The sequence below is a fragment of the Streptomyces xylophagus genome (assembly GCF_000716435.1).
GTDB classification, from domain to species: domain Bacteria; phylum Actinomycetota; class Actinomycetes; order Streptomycetales; family Streptomycetaceae; genus Streptomyces; species Streptomyces xylophagus.
Genome location: NZ_JNWO01000002.1, coordinates 698,412 through 715,903 on the forward strand (window position 1 = coordinate 698,412; position 17,492 = coordinate 715,903).

The 17,492-nt window shown below is 69.7% G+C and carries 14 protein-coding genes and 1 pseudogene; 11 read left to right on the forward strand and 4 right to left on the reverse strand.

The genetic code is table 11. The features are described 5' to 3' along the window. The first annotated feature begins 138 nt into the window (after nt 1–138). Nucleotides 139–1,038 (forward strand): amidohydrolase family protein, encoded by a 900-nt coding sequence (locus OO70_RS06520; protein ID WP_043665100.1) that lies wholly within the window; start codon nt 139–141, stop codon nt 1,036–1,038. Then, nucleotides 1,035–1,613: a cysteine dioxygenase gene (locus OO70_RS06525; protein WP_043665101.1), complete on the forward strand. Its 579-nt coding sequence runs from the start codon at nt 1,035–1,037 to the stop codon at nt 1,611–1,613. Before OO70_RS06520 ends, OO70_RS06525 begins: the two co-directional genes overlap by 4 nt. Nucleotides 1,614–1,763: 150 nt before the next feature. Here OO70_RS06525 and OO70_RS06530 read toward each other — a convergent pair. Continuing rightward, nucleotides 1,764–3,664 (reverse strand): annotated as a pseudogene (locus OO70_RS06530) (glycoside hydrolase family 5 protein). Between the two features lie 824 nt (nt 3,665–4,488). Next, entirely contained in the window at nt 4,489–5,157 is a 669-nt protein-coding gene (locus OO70_RS06535; protein ID WP_043665102.1) for a winged helix-turn-helix transcriptional regulator, read from the reverse strand. 80 nt (nt 5,158–5,237) lie between these two features. Here OO70_RS06535 and OO70_RS06540 point away from each other — a divergent pair, with 80 nt between their 5' ends. Both OO70_RS06540 and OO70_RS06545 read left to right on the forward strand, forming a co-directional pair. Beyond that, nucleotides 5,238–6,821, forward strand: a complete 1,584-nt coding sequence (locus tag OO70_RS06540; protein WP_051740750.1) for an MFS transporter — start codon at nt 5,238–5,240, stop codon at nt 6,819–6,821. Continuing rightward, nucleotides 6,818–7,615: an SAM-dependent methyltransferase gene (locus OO70_RS06545; protein ID WP_043665106.1), complete on the forward strand. Its 798-nt coding sequence runs from the start codon at nt 6,818–6,820 to the stop codon at nt 7,613–7,615. Before OO70_RS06540 ends, OO70_RS06545 begins: the two co-directional genes overlap by 4 nt. Nucleotides 7,616–7,641: 26 nt before the next feature. On the opposite strand, the gene OO70_RS06550 is transcribed toward OO70_RS06545, so the two are convergent. Together OO70_RS06550 and OO70_RS06555 are read right to left on the reverse strand one after the other, a co-directional pair. Beyond that, entirely contained in the window at nt 7,642–8,190 is a 549-nt protein-coding gene (locus OO70_RS06550; RefSeq protein WP_234336760.1) for a hypothetical protein, read from the reverse strand. A gap of 253 nt (nt 8,191–8,443) precedes the next feature. Next, the gene (locus OO70_RS06555) at nt 8,444–8,953 is read right to left on the reverse strand and encodes a MarR family winged helix-turn-helix transcriptional regulator (RefSeq protein ID WP_043665108.1); all 510 of its coding nucleotides are present in this window, start codon (nt 8,951–8,953) and stop codon (nt 8,444–8,446) included. Between the two features lie 101 nt (nt 8,954–9,054). On the opposite strand from OO70_RS06555, the gene OO70_RS06560 reads away from it, so the two are divergent. Genes OO70_RS06560 through OO70_RS06590 form a run of 7 tightly spaced genes read left to right on the forward strand, consistent with a single transcriptional unit; the run spans nt 9,055 to nt 17,096 of the window. Beyond that, nucleotides 9,055–10,533 (forward strand): MFS transporter, encoded by a 1,479-nt coding sequence (locus OO70_RS06560; protein WP_051740752.1) that lies wholly within the window; start codon nt 9,055–9,057, stop codon nt 10,531–10,533. 47 nt (nt 10,534–10,580) lie between these two features. Beyond that, nucleotides 10,581–11,978, forward strand: coding sequence for a cytochrome ubiquinol oxidase subunit I (locus tag OO70_RS06565; RefSeq protein WP_063749681.1), 1,398 nt, complete (start codon nt 10,581–10,583; stop codon nt 11,976–11,978). After that, nucleotides 11,975–12,976, forward strand: a complete 1,002-nt coding sequence (locus tag OO70_RS06570; protein ID WP_043665110.1) for a cytochrome d ubiquinol oxidase subunit II — start codon at nt 11,975–11,977, stop codon at nt 12,974–12,976. Before OO70_RS06565 ends, OO70_RS06570 begins: the two co-directional genes overlap by 4 nt. After that, nucleotides 12,973–13,203, forward strand: a complete 231-nt coding sequence (locus OO70_RS06575) for a hypothetical protein (RefSeq protein WP_043665112.1) — start codon at nt 12,973–12,975, stop codon at nt 13,201–13,203. The genes OO70_RS06570 and OO70_RS06575 overlap by 4 nt, the downstream gene beginning before the upstream one ends. Then, complete coding sequence (locus OO70_RS06580) at nt 13,190–14,890, forward strand: ABC transporter ATP-binding protein/permease (RefSeq protein WP_078651269.1); 1,701 nt, start codon at nt 13,190–13,192, stop codon at nt 14,888–14,890. The genes OO70_RS06575 and OO70_RS06580 overlap by 14 nt, the downstream gene beginning before the upstream one ends. After that, entirely contained in the window at nt 14,887–16,464 is a 1,578-nt protein-coding gene (locus OO70_RS06585; RefSeq protein WP_043665117.1) for an ATP-binding cassette domain-containing protein, read from the forward strand. The genes OO70_RS06580 and OO70_RS06585 overlap by 4 nt, the downstream gene beginning before the upstream one ends. Beyond that, on the forward strand, nt 16,461–17,096 hold the full coding sequence (locus OO70_RS06590) for a sigma-70 family RNA polymerase sigma factor (RefSeq protein WP_043665118.1): 636 nt from the start codon (nt 16,461–16,463) through the stop codon (nt 17,094–17,096). Before OO70_RS06585 ends, OO70_RS06590 begins: the two co-directional genes overlap by 4 nt. Nucleotides 17,097–17,492 lie beyond the last annotated feature (396 nt).

The following is a 17,492-nucleotide window of genomic DNA, read 5'->3' on the forward strand; positions in this document are numbered from 1 at the left end:
GTCAGTGTAACGACCGGATGAACTGGACTGCCGCCCCCGCCGTTCGGAGTGGAGCGGTCTCCCGGCGTGCATTGACACCGCCTCAGCTTAAGCGCTTCACTGGAGCGCATCACTGAAGCGCTTAACCCAAGAGACGGCATGTGCGAACGCGGTGCGACCGACATTCACCAACACCTGTGGCCAGAGCCCCTCGTCGAGCAGTTGCGGATCCGCACACGCCCGCCCCGCCTCGACGGCTGGACCCTGCACCTGGCCGGTGAACCGCCCTTCGAGGTGAGGCCGGAGGACCACGACCCGCTGCGACGGGCCCGCCTGGACCCCGGGCTGCGGCGCGTGGCCGTCTCGCTCTCCAGCCCTCTGGGTATCGAGCAACTCCCGTCAGACGAAGCGTCACCGCTGCTGAACGCGTGGCACCAGGGCGTCCGGGAACTGCCCGAGCCCTTCGTGGGATGGGCCTCCGCGCACGCGGCCGACCCCGACCTCGACGGCCTGAAGGCACTGCTCTCCGACCGGCTGATCGGCCTTCAGATACCGGCGACCGCCATGGCCACACCGAGGGCCGTGGAGAAACTCGCGCCGCTGCTGGCCGTCGCCGAGGCCGCCGGGAAGCCGGTACTCGTACACCCGGGTCCGCAGCCGCCACGGGAGGAAGAGACGCCACCGTGGTGGCCGGCCGTCGTCGGCCACGTCGGTCAGCTCCATGCCGCGTGGTGGTCCTGGTACGCGGCCGGACGCACGCTCCTGCCCCGGCTGCGGATCTGTTTCGTCGCCGCGGCCGGCCTGGCACCCGTGCACCACGAACGGTTCACGATGCGCGGCGGCGGCCAACTCCGCCTCGATCCACGGGTCTTCGTCGACACCTCGTCGTACGGCCGCCAGGCGCTGGACGCGGTCGCTCGTGTCCTCGGCATCGACGCCTTGGTGCTGGGCAGTGACCGGCCCTACGCCACTCCGGTCGACCCCCAGCTCGGCGCTGCGGTGGAGCACGCCGTACGCGTCAGCAATCCACGTCACCTGCTCGAAGGAGTACGACCGTGACCGCACCGCTTCCCTCCCACGAGCTCGACACCGCCGCCGCCCGCGATGCCGAGCCGTGGCATCGGGTGCGGGCGGCCGTCACCCTCGACGCGCTCCCGGGCCGCGACCTGGACAAGCGGGAACTGCTGGAGCTGGCCTCGTCGATCGCCGCGGACCCCGACAGCTGGCGTGAGCACGTCGCCTTCGACGACGACAAGCGGCATTACGTCTCGCTGTACCGGGACGCCCATGTCGATGTCTGGGTGCTGTGCTGGACACCGCGTAACGACACCGGCTGGCACGATCACGATGTTTCGTCCGGGGCGGTGGCAGTAGCCGAGGGAGCGCTCGTGGAACACAATCTGGCCGTCGGCGTGCCGAGCCTGGCGACCGAGGTTCCGGCCGGTCGGGTCTTCTGCTTCGGCCCGGATCACATCCACCGGCTCACCGGACGCGATGCCGGCAGCGTGTCCATCCACACCTACTCGCCGCCACTGTGGCGGATGGGCCAGTACACGGTCGCCCGCAACGGGATTCTTCGGCGCACCTCGGTCTCGTACGCCGACGAGCTGCGTCCGCTGGACGACATGATCTGAGGCGACCGGTCCGGTTCGCCGCCGATGCCGTCCCGCGAAACGTCAGGGGAATCCCGAGGGGCCGGACACGCCGACGGCCGACCGGTTGCGCGCCGCCTGTCACGCTGATCATCGTTTGCCGGCCCGCCCGGTATCGCGTCTCCGTGTGGGTCAGTTGGCCAGTGCGCGGCAGAACAGGGCCGCGGGGCCGGGTGAGCTGCCGGTGCGGGTGGTGAACGCGATGCCTGCGGCGTACTCGTCGTCCGCGCACTGGCCCTTGTAGTCGCCGGTGGCGAAGTCACCGCCGCCGGCGTTGCCGGGCCGGGTGTCGGAGCGGTCGAACCACACCGTGCGTCCTGTTCCCGCGAGTCCGGCACGGGCGGGGGCGCACAGGGCCGCCGACGTCCGCGTGCCCCGGTGGCTGTAGCCGATGAGGAACTGGCCCTGGGCGCACTGGAGTTTGGTGTATCCGGAGGCCCAGTCGCCGCCCTGGGGGACGTTGCGTTCGTCGGTGACGACCGTCTGGGTGCCGTCCGCGGCACGCAGGTCGCCCGCGGTGACGTCCGTGCACAGTCCCCGCCCCGAGGTGTGCCCGAGACCGATCAGCCGCAGCCCGTCCGGGCAGGCCGCTTTGGAGGCTCCCGAATCCCAGTCACCCGTGGCGCGCACCCGCAGGGACTCGACCTGGTCGCCGTGGTCGGTGGCGAGCATCCGCCAGGCGGGTACCGGGGCGACGGGACCGCTGAGCGAGGCCGCGGACATCAGGTGCTGCCAGCCGGCCGCGCGCCAGTCCGCGTCGTCCAGGAGGCCGCGCCGAGTGCCGTCCGTGTCGTAGCGCAGCAGGGCCCAGTCGTCGTGGCCCTGCCAGCCGACGAGAGGCCAGTAGGCGAAGTCGGCGTCGTGGTCGGCGAAGTAGTCGGTCGCGTTGCCGAACCAGGTGCGCGCCGCGGTGCCGGTCTCGCCCGCTCCGATGCCGAACTCGCTGATCCACACGGGGGCGGTGTAGTGCTTGCCGTCTTCCTGGGAGACGAAGAACGCCTCGTCGTACAGGGCCTGGAACAGTGCGTCGCGACTGAGGTCCTGGTAGCGGGGATCGGTGGTCTCGCCGATGCCGGTGGCACCGCTGTGGTGGGGGCCGGTGTAGCCGTAGAAGTGGGCCGAGTAGACGAGTTTGTGGGCGGCCACGAGGGTGTGCGACAGCGTGCGCGCGGGGGCGAGCAGGGGGCGGTCGTGGGGGAGTCCGTCGACGGGCAGGCCGGTCCAGTTGATGCCCTCGATGACGATGAGCAGGTTCGGATCGGCCTCGGTGAGGATGCGGTCGGCGGCGAGTTGAGCGGCGGCGTACCAGTCGTGGTCGTCGCCCGCTCCCCAGTTCGGATCGTTCCAGACGTCGCGGCGTACCTCGTTGTAGAGGTCGGCTCCCACCACGCGGGGGTCGGCGGCGTAGCGGCGGGCCATGAAGATCCAGTCGTCCGCCCACTGTTGGGTCGACTGACCGCTGTTCCATCGCTCGTTGCCGTCGATCCCGCAGCACCACCGGGAGGTATTGGTGTGGTTGTTCAGGATGACGGCGAAGTCGGCCGATGTCAGCGCGGAAACCACGGCGTCGAAGACCTGGAGCGGTGTCCGGCCGCGCAGTTGCGGGTTGGCTGCACGGCGGCGTCCGGTACGGCGGTGGTGTCATGGATCATCGCGTTGGAGAACGGCAGCCGGATGCTGTTGATGCCCAGTTCGTGGAAGTCGGCCATCAGGTGTGCCAGGGGCACGCGGTCCAGGCCGAGGGGGATCCCGTAGGAGTTCTGTCCGGCGTGGTGGTTGGCGCTGTCGGCCGCGCTGCCACTGCCCGTCCAGGAGCCCTGCGCACCGTCCCAGTTGGCCGACTTCAGCCGGAAGCGGTCGCCGTTCGCGTCGACGATGTAGCGCCCGCGCGTGGACAGGGGCGGCTGCCAGGAACCCGCGGCGGCGCCGGGTGCGGCGGCGTCCGCAGTAGCCGCAGTTGCTGCTCCGGTGGACGGGAACAGCAGGGATGCACCCATGACGAGCAGTGTCAGGTACCGGACAAGTTTGGCCATGAAGTGCCCTCCGTACCGATACCGACAGATGGCGGCTCTCTCGAATCCAGGAGCAGCCGCTCGTGGGACATTACCGGTGGCCTGTGGACCCGTCGACGGGACAAAGGGCGCGGTCTGTTTCGACATCCCGAAGCAGGGTGACAAAGCCTGCCAGGCGCAATCGCCGACCGTGACGTGAACGATCGCCGTGGACAGCGCTCCGTCGCGTGGGTGCTGTGTTCCGCCACTCTCAGGTCGTGCACCTCGACGGAGGGATCAGCGGTTTCGGGATCTTCCTGTGTCCGTCCGGAACGATCCAACTCCACTGACCGGGCGCCCTGTTCGGAGCATACCTCGTCGCGTTCTACCGTGAGCTTGTGACCCGCCCACTGCCCGATGGGCTGGTACGAACCGAATTGCTGAGCGGACAGGATGGACGCTGGCGTATTCAGTCGCTGTGGCGGGACCGCGCCGCGCTCGATGTCGTGCGCACTGCCCCGGGTGGCCCGCCGGCACCCCGGCTCTTCCGGGAAGTTGGCGCTGACCCCGCACTGGCAGTGCTCGAAGTCAAGGTCCACCGTGTCGCGTCGCTCTCACCGAGCTGACACTCCGGAAGCACTGCTGGCCGATCGCCGGGCACGCCGAGGGACTCCCGACGCGGCGCACATCTGCAAAGGGCTGATGACCTCGGTCATTCCGCTCGACGTACGGAGAGGCATGACTGGGCCGAACTCGGCGTGCGCGGTTGGACCTGGCGGAAGGTGCCTGTCCCGGGTGGCCTCGGCCGTGGCGTCGGATCCCGGAATCGTGGTGCGTGATCATCGCCGACCGGGCGGTGTCGCGGTTCACCGACGCACCTCGTCCTGAGTGGCTGTCGGGTCCTGCGTGATGGGGCGGAGTCGGGTGAGCAGGTCCCGTCGGCCACGGGCGGACAGACCGAGTCGGCCGGCGCGTTCGAGATCGATTACGCCGCTGAGCAGCCCGAGGACGGCACGGGGCGGTCCGTCCAGGACGAGGTCCGGGTCGGTGGCGCGGCCGAGCCGGGTGCGGACCTGGCCGTCCCGGAGTTCGATGACGGCCGACTCGTCGGATGCGACGAGTTGGATGACGGCGGGGGAAGCGTCGGGATCGGCGTCGGTGGTGAACCATGCCGGGGCGTAGGCCAGCCACTGCGCCCGGAATGCGTCGTCCGGCCGTTCGACGGTCATGAACCGCAGGCCCCACAGCCCGAGCGCCTTCAGTACTGGCTCCAGCTCCAGGCCGGTCTCGCTCAGGGCGTAGAGGGCGGTGGCGACCGGCGGCGGTGCGTCCTCGCGAGTGATCAGTCCGGCGGCCTCGAGTTCCTTGAGGCGGGCCGACAGCAGGTTCGCCGCGACGCCCGGCAGCCCGTTCTTCAGGTCCGTGAACCGGCATGGGCCTTGCAGCAGCAGTTCCCGGACGACCAGCAGCGTCCAGCGGTCTCCCACGACGTCGAGGGCCCGGGCGATCGAACAGTACTGACCGTAACTCCGCATGCTCCAAGCCTAGCCCCGGGTGGTTTATTTTCCAAATCGAATGGTAGAAAAAATCAACCAAGCGGGTCTAGTCTTCCACCATGACTCGTACACCGTCGAAACCGCTCGTGCTCGCCGCGCTCCTGGCGGCGTCGTTCGTGATCAACCTCGACACCACTCTGGTGAACGTGGCCCTGCCGACGCTGATACGTGAACTGGGCACCTCCACCGCGCAGTTGCAATGGGTGGTGGATGCCTACAACCTCGTGTTCGCCGCCCTGCTGTTGACCTCGGGCAGTCTGTCCGACCGCTTCGGCCGCAAGGGCATGCTCCTGGCCGGCCTGCTGGTCTTCGGCGTGGCCAGCTTCGCCGGGGGATACGCCAACACCCCGGCGGAGCTGATCGGCGCCCGGGCCGTGATGGGTCTCGGGGCCGCGATGACGTTCCCGGCCACGCTCTCCCTGCTCACCGGCGTCTTCACCAGCCGCAAGGAGCGCGCGCTGTCCATCGGCCTGTGGGGCGCGACGGCCGGCATGGCCATCGCGCTGGGGCCGATCGCCGGCGGCTTCCTGCTCAAGCACTACAGCTGGTCGAGCATCTTCTACACCCTCGGCCCGGTGTCCCTGGCCGTCATCGTCCTGGTGGCGGTGTTCGTCCCCAGGTCGCAGAATCCTCTCCCGCACCGCCTGGACTTCCCGGGCCTGGTCCTGTCCGGCGGATTCATGGGGCTGCTCGTCTACACGATCATCGAGGCCCCGGACCGCGGCTGGGCATCACCGGCGTCACTCGCGGGCTTCGCGGGCGCCGTGCTCCTGCTGATCGCGTTCATCGCCGGCGAGCGCCGCGCCGAAGAGCCGATGCTCGACGTGCGGCTCTTCAAGGACATGCGCTTCAGCGCCGCGAGCGCCTCGGTCACGATCGCGTTCTTCACGCTGTTCGGGTTCATCTTCCTGATGACGCAGTTCTTCCAGTTCGTCCGGGCGTACAGCCCCCTGTCCACCGGCGTCCACCTGCTGCCGGTCGCGGTCTCCGTCGCCGTCGGATCGACCTTGGGGACACGGCTGGCGGTCCGGGCCGGCACCAAGGCGGTCGTCATCGCTGGACTGACCCTCCAGGCGGTCTTCTACTTCTGGGTCGCGAGCGACATTTCCCCGACCCTCGGTTACGGCGTCATCGCCGTCCAGATGGTTGTCTACGGCCTGGGAATGGGCCTGACCTCGGCGCCCGCGACGGAGTCCATCATGGGCGCGGTCGCAGCCGACCAGGCCGGCGTGGGGTCCGCCGTCAACGACTCCACCCGCCTCCTCGGCGGAACCCTCGGCGTTGCGGTCATCGGCAGCGTGTACGCCTCGTTGTACGGCGCCCGGCTCGACGCCGCTCTCCCGGCACTGCCCCCGGCGCTGACGGACCTCGCCCACCAGTCCGTCGGGGCAGCGTTCGGCGTCTCCGGCCGGCTCGCCGCCGACGGCCGGCCCGCCGTGGCCGACGCCGTACGGCAGGCCGCGACCGGCGCCTTCGACCACGGTCTCAGCGTCGGATGCGTCGTGGCCGGAGTCGTCGCGGTCGCCGGTGCGCTGCTCGCCGGCCTCTTCCTGCCCGCTCAACCCCCGCAGCAACCCGGACCCGCACACCAGCCGGCCGAGTCGGCCGACACCACCAGCGACCGAAGGGACCCGGTGTCATGACCTACGAAGAGACCGCCGTCAGCCAGACCATCGACCGCCTGCTGAGCGACCGTCACGATCTCGACGCCGCGGCCGACGGAGTCCTGGACAACCTCGACCAGTTCCACATCGGTGGCGCCGGCGCCGTCGAACTCCTCATCCCCACCCTCGCCCTCGCGCACGGTGACGTCGTCCTGGACGTCGGCTCCGGATTCGGCGGCCCCGCGCGCCAGATCGCCCGCCGCACCGGCAACCACGTCATGGGCATCGACATCACCCCGTCCTACGTCGACGCCGCACGCGACCTCACCGCCCGGGCCGGACTCGGCGACCTCGTCCAGTTCCATGCCGGGGACATCACCGACTTCCCGCTCGATCCGGCCTTCGACGCCGCGCTCACCATGCACGTCCAGATGAACGTGCGGGACAAGACCACCTGGTTCCGTCACATCGCCGAGCGCCTCACCCCCGGCGCGCGCCTGGCCGTCTGGGAGGTCTGCCAACCACACCGGGCGGACCTGCCCTGGCCCATGCCCTGGTCACTCGACGGCACCGACAGCTTCCTCGTGTCCGCCGACACACTGCTCGCCTGCGTCAAGGAGGCAGGGTTCGCAACGGTCGAATGGACGAACGAGTCGACCTGGGTCCAGGACTGGATCACCAAGACCTTCGCGAACGGCCTGCCCGCCGGACCAGCGCTCCCGATGCTCCTCGACGACGGCTACACCCGCGTCATCAACTACGCCACCGCCCTCGCAGACGGCTCCCTCGAAATCTGGCGCGGCTGTTTCACCAAGAACGCCGACCAGGATTGACCCTTGCCTCCGGCCCTTGGTCCGTCTCAGCGTTCGTCTGGAGAGTCCGCGGAGACGGCCCAGAAGCGCAGCAACAGCGCGAGCATCCCTGAGGAGGCCAGGATCCATACGGTGAATCCGACGTCCTTGCGGGACTCGGCGTCGTTCATGACCACTGTGATCACACTGGCCATGATGCCCAGCGCCGCGTAGAAGCCGATCCTGATGGCTTTCGCGGAGCGGCGGTGGAACCGGTAGAACAACAGCAGTCTGCTGACCGAGACATGCGATTCCGCGTCGGTGTCGGCCTGCTCGGCTGCGTTCACTCGCGCGGACGCCTCGTCCAGCCAGCCGTTCGCCATCGCGGTCGGGTTCTGGAGCGCTTCGGACGTGCCGGCGGTCAGCTGCTTTGCCTTCCACCATTCGGTGGCGAAGGCCACCTGCCGAGTCGCGTCCTCGAAGGCCAGTCGACGGCGGCCCGCTCGCGATCGGCGCACCCTCCGGTCCTGCGCCCGCACACTCACCACACCGGCGGCCGCGGTCACGACAGGGACCAGCACTGCCACAGAGACAGCCACGATGTCCTGCGTGCTCATCGACAGCCCCCCAACTGTTCGTTCAGGCGAATCAGCATCCCATTCCGGCCCCTGGAGGTCGACAGTCGCACGGACCCGCGGCTCACCACCGTGCCGAATACGGATCATCTCGACAGCACAGGGCCGTCCGCCGACCAGTAGACCGGCTCATAAATGACGCCGGTGTACGGGTCTCGACGCCCGGCAACATCAAACAAGAACGCCATCCCGCATCATCGTTTTGCCGCATGACATCTCCCCGCCAGCCACGGAGTCAGCGTTCTGTGGCCGGACGCGTGGGCCGGCTCTGAGGCCGTGACCTGGTCAGTCCGTTTTCCACCGTGCTGAGCAGGGCGAGAGCGGCGTCGAGGTGTTCGGTGTCGTGGCCTGCGGCTTCGGAGAGGGTCGCGGCCCACTCCTGACGAACGAGGACGGTGTTGCTGCGTCCGCGCTCGGTGGAGCGGACCGTTACCCCGCGACCGTCGTCCGACTGGGCGCGCCGCTCGATGAAGCCCTTCTCTTCGAGTCCGCGCAGGACGGTGGAGAGGTTGGTGCGCTGGAGCCCGGTAGCGGCGGCGATCCGGCTGGGCGTCGCGGTGGGGTCGCTCTTCAGGTAGCGCATCACCATGCCCTCGGACTGCGATAGGTGGACAGCCCGCTCGTCCGCGTAGCGGCGGAACTGGATCTCCCGGCTGATGATCAGCACGAGGTCGGCCAGTTCGGCCCACCGCTGCTCGTGGCCCGGCCCCGCTGTCGGGCCTGTCTGGTGCCCTTGGTCCTCCATCACGGCTCCAGAGTACGGGGTTGTCGCCGTGTAGTTATGAGGGCATACTCGTTATGTGTTCATAGTTATTGACACATAACTTCTTCTCTCTGGGGGCTGTCATGACGACAACCACTTCCTCCCGTCAGGCCGGAGCGGCGACACTCTCGCCCCGTGCCGCGGCCCGAGCGGGCGGGCTGCACCCGGTCGGGGTATTCATCCTGCTGGCCGGCGCGTTCCTGCCGATCATGGACTTCTTCATCACCAACGTGGCCCTGCCCAGCATCGACGCCTCCCTGCACGCCTCGGCGTCGTCGCTGGAACTGGTGATCGCCGGGTACGGCGTCGCGTACGCGACCCTGCTGGTCCTCGGGGGCCGCCTCGGCGACCGCTACGGCCGCCGCCGGATCTTCCTCGGCGCCCTGGTGGGCTTCGTGCTGGCCTCGCTGGCCTGCGGTGTCGCCCCGAGCGTGGGCGCGCTGATCGCGGCCCGCATCGTCCAGGGCGCCACGGCCGCACTGCTCATCCCGCAGGTCCTGGCGACCTTCCACCACGTCCTCGAAGGCGAGCGCAAGGCTCGTGCCGTGGCCCTGTACGGGGCGACCTCCGGAATCGCCGCCGTGGTGGGGCAGTTGGTGGGCGGCCTGCTGGTCAGTGCCGACATCGCCGGCACCTCCTGGCGCCCGATCTTCCTGGTCAACGTGCCCATCGGCGTGGTCGTGCTAGTGGTGGCGGCCCGGATCGTGCCCAGCACCCGCTCGCACCACCCGGTCGGCATCGACCTGCCCGGCACCGTGCTGTTCGCCGCCACCTTGACCGCCCTGCTGGTGCCGCTGACCGAAGGACACTCGCTGGGCTGGCCGTGGTGGACGTGGCTGATGCTCGCCGTCGCGGTCGTCCTGGGCGCGGCCACCTACGTCGTGGAGAAGCGCACCGAGCGGCGCGGCGAGGTTCCGCTGCTGCCGCCGTCCCTGCTGCGCCTGCCGTCGATGTCCCGCGGACTGACCATGGTGTTCGCCTTCAGCATCGGCTTCGGCGCCTTCATGTTCGTCTTCGCCCTCACCGTCCAGAACGGCCTGCACGCCGACGCCCTGCACAGCGGGCTTGCGATCCTGCCGATGGCCCTGCTCTTCTTCGCCGGTTCACTGGTCGCACCCCGTCTGATCACACGGTTCGGCCGGGCGGCGCTGTCCGTCGGCGCCGTCGTCCAACTCGCCGGACTGGTCTCGCTGGTGGCGGTCCTGGTCGGGAACTGGCCGCACGTGAGCCTGTGGGTCCTGGCCCTGCCGCTGGCCCTGGTCGGTGCCGGACAGTCGATGCTGTTCGCCGGCTTGTTCCGCAGCGTGCTCGCCGACGTCCCCACGCATCTGGCCGGTATCGGCAGCGGCGTGTTGATCACCTTGCAGCAGAGCGGCCTCGCCCTCGGCGTGGCCACCCTCGGCACGCTCTACCTGGCCGTGGCGCCGCACAACGTCGCCCACGCCTTCGCGGGCGTCGAGTACGTGCAGATGGGCATCGTCGCCCTCCTCGCGATCGGCGCCGCCGCCCTGCCGCGCTTCACCAAGGCCACGTCGGCCGCCACTCCCGTCGCCGACGCCTGAACCGGTCCCTCTCGAAACCTCTCGAAATCTCTCGTAAGGGAGCAGTGATGAGTCTTCTCGACTTGTCGCGATGGCAGTTCGCCATCACCGTGATGTTCCACATGACCTTCCCGGCGATCACCGTCGGCCTGTCGATCTTCCTGTCGGTCGTGTACGGCCTGTACTGGCGTACCGGCAGGGCGGTCTACCTGCAGATGTTCCGGTTCTGGCGGCGCATCTTCGCCGTCGGCTTCGCGATCGGCGTGGTCGCCGGCGCCGTCATCACCTTCCAGATGGGTCTCAACTGGGGTGTCTACGGGGCGAAGACGGGCCCGATCATCGGGCCGATCATCGGCATGGAGGTCGTGACGGCCTTCTTCGTCGAGGCCGGCTTCATCGGCGTCCTGCTCTACGGGGACGGTCGCGTCCGCAAGGGCACGATGTTCGTGTCCACCGTGATGGTGTCGCTGGGCACGGTCCTGTCGTCCACATGGATCATCGCGGCGAACTCGTGGATGCAGACGCCCGCCGGATTCAAGGTCGTCCACGGCCAGTTCGAGCCCACGGACTGGATGCGCGTCATCTTCAACCCGTCGTTCGTCTGGCGCTGGCCGCACATGCTGGCCGCCGTCCTGATCTCGGCGAGCTTCTTCGTGGCCGGGATCTCGGCCTGGTACCTGGTCAAGGGGCGCGCGAAGGGCTTCGCCCGCCGCTCGATGTCGATCGCGCTCGGGATCGCCGCCCTGCTGATGCCCGTCCAGCTCTACCTCGGCGACAATGTGGCCGGGCACGAACTGCCGTACCAGCTCTCGAAGTTGGAGGCGATCGAAGGCGACTGGGGCAACGGGAACACCGGCTTCGTCCTGTTCTCCGTCCCGGACCAGCAGGCCGCGCGGAACATCGCCGAACTCGACATTCCCTGCCTCGGCAGCTACATCGCCAAGGACCTGACCTGCAAGACGGCCATGCCCGGTCTGAAGCTCACCCCGGCAGCCGACCGGCCGGACATGGCCGCGACCTTCTGGGGCTTCCGCGTCATGTTCCTGGCAGCCGTGCTGATGTTCGGCACGGTGTTCGCCGCCACGGTCCTGCGTATGCGCGACCGCCTGTGGACCGCGCGCCGCTTCCACCGGTTCGTCCTCTGGACGACACCGGTGGGCATCCTGGCCATCCTCGGCGGCTGGGTCACCGCCGAGGCGGGACGGCAGCCGTGGATCGTGTTCGGGCAGCTCCGCACCTCGGCCGCGGTGTCCCATCTGGCCCCCGGCGAGGTCCTGTTCTCGGTGATCGGCTTCTCCGTGCTCTACCTGATCATGCTGGTGGCCTACGTCGCCTACATCGTCCGCACCATGCGCATCGGCCCGGAACGCGACGACCCCCGACACGAACCTCCACCGCGGACCGGTCCCCCGCCGCTTGTGGAGCTGCCCGCAGCGCTCGGCCCGAAGGAGGTGGCGGCGCGATGACCACCACCCTCTGGTCGGCGACCGTACTTCTCTGCCTCCTGATGTACGTCGTGCTGGACGGTTACGACCTCGGCATCGGCGTGGCCACCCTCTTCGAACGCGACCCCGCGCACCGGCGGCACATGCTGGAGTCCGTCGCGGTGGGCTGGGACGGCAACGAGACCTGGCTCATCCTGCTCGGTGTCGCGCTCTGGGCGGGATTCCCCCTGGCCTTCGGCACGCTCCTGCCGCACGCCTATCTGCCGGTGATCGTGGTGCTGTTCTCCCTCGTCGTACGCGGTGTGAGCGTCGAGATGGCGTCCCAGGCGCCGCCGGCTCCCCGCTGGACCACCGCCTTCGGCGTGGCGTCGCTGCTGGCCGCGTTCGCGCAGGGCTTCGCCCTGGGGACGCTGACCTCGGCCGTACATCTGCGGGGCGACGTGTACACCGGATCGGCCTTCGGGGCCTTCAGCTGGTTCTGCGTGCTGTCGGGACTCACCGTCACGGCCGGGTACACCGCTCTCGGGTACGCCTACACCAAGCACAAGTCGACCGGGCTGCTCCGGCAGTCGGCGGCACGACGGGGAGTGGTCGCCACGGCGGTCGGGGGAGTGCTGCTGGTCGTCCTCCTGTTCGCCGTCGACGCCACCGCCGCACCACTGAACCTGGACAGTCCCGGGCGCGCCTTCGCGTTCGCCGTCCTGCTGCTGTTCGCCACCGGGGGAGCGGGCACCTCGCTCATCACGTTCCCGTGGAAGCGGCAGTCCGGGGCAGCGGACATCCTGCCGCTCGGCGGGCTCGTGATCGCCACGGTGTCCGTGTTCCTCGCCCTGGGCGTGGCCCGCTATCCGGTGCTTCTGCCGCCGGGTCTCACCGTCGACAGTACGGCCGGCCCGCACTCCACGATGGTCTTCATCCTCGTCGGCATCGGTCTGAACATGCCGCTGGTGCTGGCCTACAACGTGTTCGCCCACCGGGCCTTCGCCGGAAAGCTCGACACCGAAGGAGCGCACTCATGACCACCCGAAACTCAGTTCCCGCGCCGGTCCGTGCCGTACTGCGTCTGCTGGCCGCGATCGCGTGGACCGCGCTGGGTCTGCTCGCCTACTTCGTGTGTCAGGGGATGTTCGGCGGCTACGCGCAGATCCACTCGCAGCTGCTCACCACCCTGGGCATGATCGCCATCGCCCTGACCGGTGGCATCACGTGGATCGTCGACGAGCGGCGCCCTCATGACGACGAATGAGGTGTACGAGAAGGGCGATCATGCTTGGCTCACCGCATGCGCCGCGCCCGGACGGCACTGGTTCCTCCTGGCGGGCACCCTGCAGACACTGGAGACGCTGTTCGCGATCACCCGCTGGGGCGCCCTGGCCTGGACGGCCCAGGCAGTGATGGACGACCGGGCCGGCGCGCACGAGACACGGGGCCTGGCGGCCTTCGCCGTTGCGAGCGTGCTGGCGGTGGGCGCCGGCTGGATGGCGGGCACGCTCGCCGAGCGGGGCGCACGTGCCGTCGCGACCGGCCTGCGGCGGCAGTTGACGGGCGCTCTGCTGCCCACCGCCGGGCGGATCAGTGAGACCGGCCCGGCCGAGGCCGCGTGGGCGATGGTCGATCTGCCCGACGACATCGCCGACTTCCACGCGCGGACCGTGCCCCTGAGCCGGTCGGCACCGCTGTCGATGATCGCCGTGCTGGCGGTCACGGCCGCGGTGCACTGGCCGGCCGCGATCGTGCTCGTCCTGACCACCGCGCTGCTGCCCCTGAACATGCGCCTGGCGGGACTGTTCGCCCAACACGGCGCGGACCGGCAACTGGCCGCGACCCGGTATTTGAACGCCGTCGTCCTCGACAGCTTCCGCGGCATACGGACACTGCGCGAGCTCGGTGCGGTCGGCCGGCGCGGACGAACCCTGGCCACGTCCGCCGAGCAGCTGAACAAGGCGACGATGAGCGTGCTGCGCCGGGCCTTCCTGTCCGGGATGATCATGGACGTCGTCATCACGTTCTCCATAGCGGTGAACGCCACCTACATCGGCCTGTCGCTTCTCGGCTACGTGCAGGTGCCGCACGCACCACGCCTCGACCTGTTCACGGGTCTGCTGGTGCTGCTCGTGTGCCCGATGTACTTCGCCCCGATGCGTGCCAGAGCCTCCGCCTTCCACCAGCGGGAACGCGCGACGGTCGCGGTCGGCGCCATCCATGGCATCGTCAAGGACACCCCCGGCGAGGTACCCCGAGGAGCAGGTCCGCAGTCGACCGAGCCGGTCGGTGTGTCGCTGACAGCGGTCCGGTTCCGCTACGGCGGCGCCGACCACGACACCGTCAGCGCCGACGCAGAGTTCGCACCGGGCACCTGGACCGTGATCACCGGTGCCTCCGGTTCCGGAAAGAGCACGCTGCTGTCGTTGATCGTCGGCCTGCGCCGGCCGTCGGCGGGCTCGGTCCGGTGGCGGACCACGTCCGTAGGGCAGGCACCGGCACTCGGCGGATGCGCCTGGGTCGGACAGCGGACCGTGCTGCTCGACGCGACCGTCCGCGACAACATCCGCCTCGGCCGTCCGGAGGCCACTGAGCAGCAGATTCGGCGGGCCGTCGACGCAGCGGGGCTGAGCGCCGTGATCGAGGGCCTCCCTGAGGGGCTGAACACCCGTCTGGGCGAGGGTGGTTGGGGTGTGTCGACCGGCGAAGCCCGCCGGATCGCCATCGCCCGCGCTTTTCTGCGCGGAGCCCGGCTGTGGCTGCTCGACGAGCCGACCGCCCACCTCGACGCGGACAGCGAACGCGAGGTCGTCGAGGCCATACGGCGGGCCACCGACGGCTGCACCGTCGTCATCGCCACCCACTCCTTCGCACTGGCCGCCGCGGCCGACACCGTGCTCGTGATCGATGACGGCCTCCTGCACGACGCGAGGCTGGTGAACGCGCGATGAGCAGCCATAGCCCGAACGGCCGTGGTCTGCGGGCGCGTTCCCTCGCGGCGGGCGGGCTGGTGCTCGCGGTCGTCGCCGAACTGTCCTCCGCCGGACTGCTCGGCCTCTCGGGCTGGTTCATCAGCGCCTGCGCCCTCGCCGGGGCGGCCACCTTCAGCGCCTTCTCCTACGTTGCCCCCAGCGGCGGTGTGCGTGCCTTCGCCCTGGCCCGCGTCGCCGGCAACTACAGCACGCGTCTGGTGCTGCACGCCGCCGCCCTGCGCCGGGTCGCCACCGTCCGGGCCGGTCTCTTCGACCGTGCCGCGGCCACCGGCCGGGCACAGGAGGACGGCCTGTGGTCGGGTGAACTGCTCGACCGCGGCATGGCCGACGCCGACAGCACCGGGATGGCACTGATCGAGTCCACCGCCCCCGTCGCCGTCACCGCCGCGCTGACCATCGGCGCCGTCCTCGCCGTAGCGGTGTCCACGTCCCTCGCACCGGCAGCCGTACTCGCGGCCGGAGTCGTCGGCATGGCGATGATCGCTCACCGCACGCCCGGCACCGCCCGCGATGCCGAACAGCACACGCGCAAGGCACTGCGCGCCGAACTCGTCACTGCCGTCGACGCATGGACGGAGCTGGCGTCGCTCGGCGCCGCCGAACAGCTCGCGGAACGAACGACGGTGAGGCTCACTCGACTTGACACCGCGCGCGAAACCGCCGGCCGGAGCAGGCACCGGACCACGCTGGCCACCGGCCTGATCGGCACGGCCACGCTGACCGCCGCGGTCGCCACCGGACGCGCACCGGACGCCCCCACGTTCGTGTTCGTCGCCCTGTTGGCCCTCGGCGTGCTGGCCCAGGCCGAGCAACTGGCGCCCGCCGCCGAGGCCCGAGCCGCCGCGAGGGCCGCACACCGCAGGCTCACCACCAGCGTGCCGACCACCGCGAGCGCCCCCGCCGCCGTGGAGATACGGGCCTGGTCCACCGAGCAGGGCATCGGCTTCGCCGACTACCACCTTCCGTCGATGGCCCTCCGGCCGGGGCGCGTCCTCGGTGCCACCGTCGCGCGAGGCGCGACGCTCGTCGTCACCGGCCGCTCCGGCAGCGGCAAGAGCACCCTGCTCCGAGCCCTCGCCTCGTCGCTGCGGCAAGCGACCGACGGCCGGTCCGCCGTGGTGGCCGTGGCCGCCGACGACCACCTCTTCACCGGCACCATCGGATCCAACTGGCGCCTCGCCGACGCCGCCCTGACCGACGACGAGATCGACGAACGCCTTGCCCAACTACGGCTGAACGACAGCGGGTTGACCGCCACAACCCCCGTCGGACCTGGCGGCAGGCAACTCTCCGGCGGGGAACTCCGCCGGGTCTACCTGGGCCGCGCCCTGGCCCGCCACCCACACGTCCTGATCGTCGACGAACCGACCACCGGCCTGGACGACCGGACCGCCCGCCACGTACTCGGCATCCTCGCGAACCTGCCCGACACCGCCGTCGTCCTCGCCCTGCACGACGTACCGGAGTGTCTTGAGGGGTCCTGGCACGTGACGCGGCTGCCGCTCGACCACACCTCCCAGGAGGCACCATGACCACCACACGATCTCTCTCCGGAGCCACCGTTCACGAGCCGCAGGACTCGACGCGGTCCGAGGCGGATCTCCAGGCCCGCTTCGAACCGGCCCTGACATATCTCGACCGGCTCTACTCGGCCGCCCTGCGCATGACCTGCCATCAGGCCGACGCCGAGGACCTCGTCCAGGAGACGTACGCCAGGGCCTATACCTCGTTCCACCAGTTCCGCGAGGGCACGAACCTCAAGGCATGGCTGTACCGCATCCTCACCACCACCTTCCTCAACTCCCGCCGCACCCAACGGCGTCGGCCGCAGAACGACGGCACGGCCGAGATGGAGGACTGGCAGCTGGCCCGCGCTCAGTCGCACACATCCACGGGCCTGCGTACGGCCGAAGCCGATGCGCTCGACCGCCTGCTCGACGCGGACGTCAAAGCGGCGCTGCAGGCCATCCCCGAGAGCTTCCGCATCGTCGTGTACCTCTTCGACGTCGAGGGCTTCACCGTTCGGGAGATCGCCGACATCATGCGGACCCCCGTCGGCACAGTGCTGTCCCGGCTGCACCGGGGGCGCGGGCAGTTGCGGTCGCTGCTGGAGGGCTACGCCCGCGAGCACCGGCTCGTCCCGGCGGCGCGGTGTCGGCCTTGAGGTGATCAACGGGAGCAGGTTCGGGCTCTCTGGTGTCCCATGAGCCGGACCGCAGGACGCTGAGGGGGCGGCGGCTTTTTGTCGGCGGGTACCGGTGTCCTGGTGAGCGCCGCGAGCCCGGCCTATTCGCCGCTGCGCCACGTTCTGCCCCGTTCGGAGGCCGATGGTCTGCTGAAAACAGGGGATTGTCACCATCGGGTGACAACCTGGGTGCCTGCCCCGTCTTTGCCGCCAGAGGTCACAGCCAACCATTGAGGACCGCGACCAGCATGATCGCCTCGTAGCCGACGGCAAGAATCTCGCCCTTCGTGGCCACGGCGTGGTGCTGCTTGAGACGGTTGATCTCGCATTCGACCGCGTGACGCTCGCGGTAGTCGGGCTTCCCGGTCGGCGGCT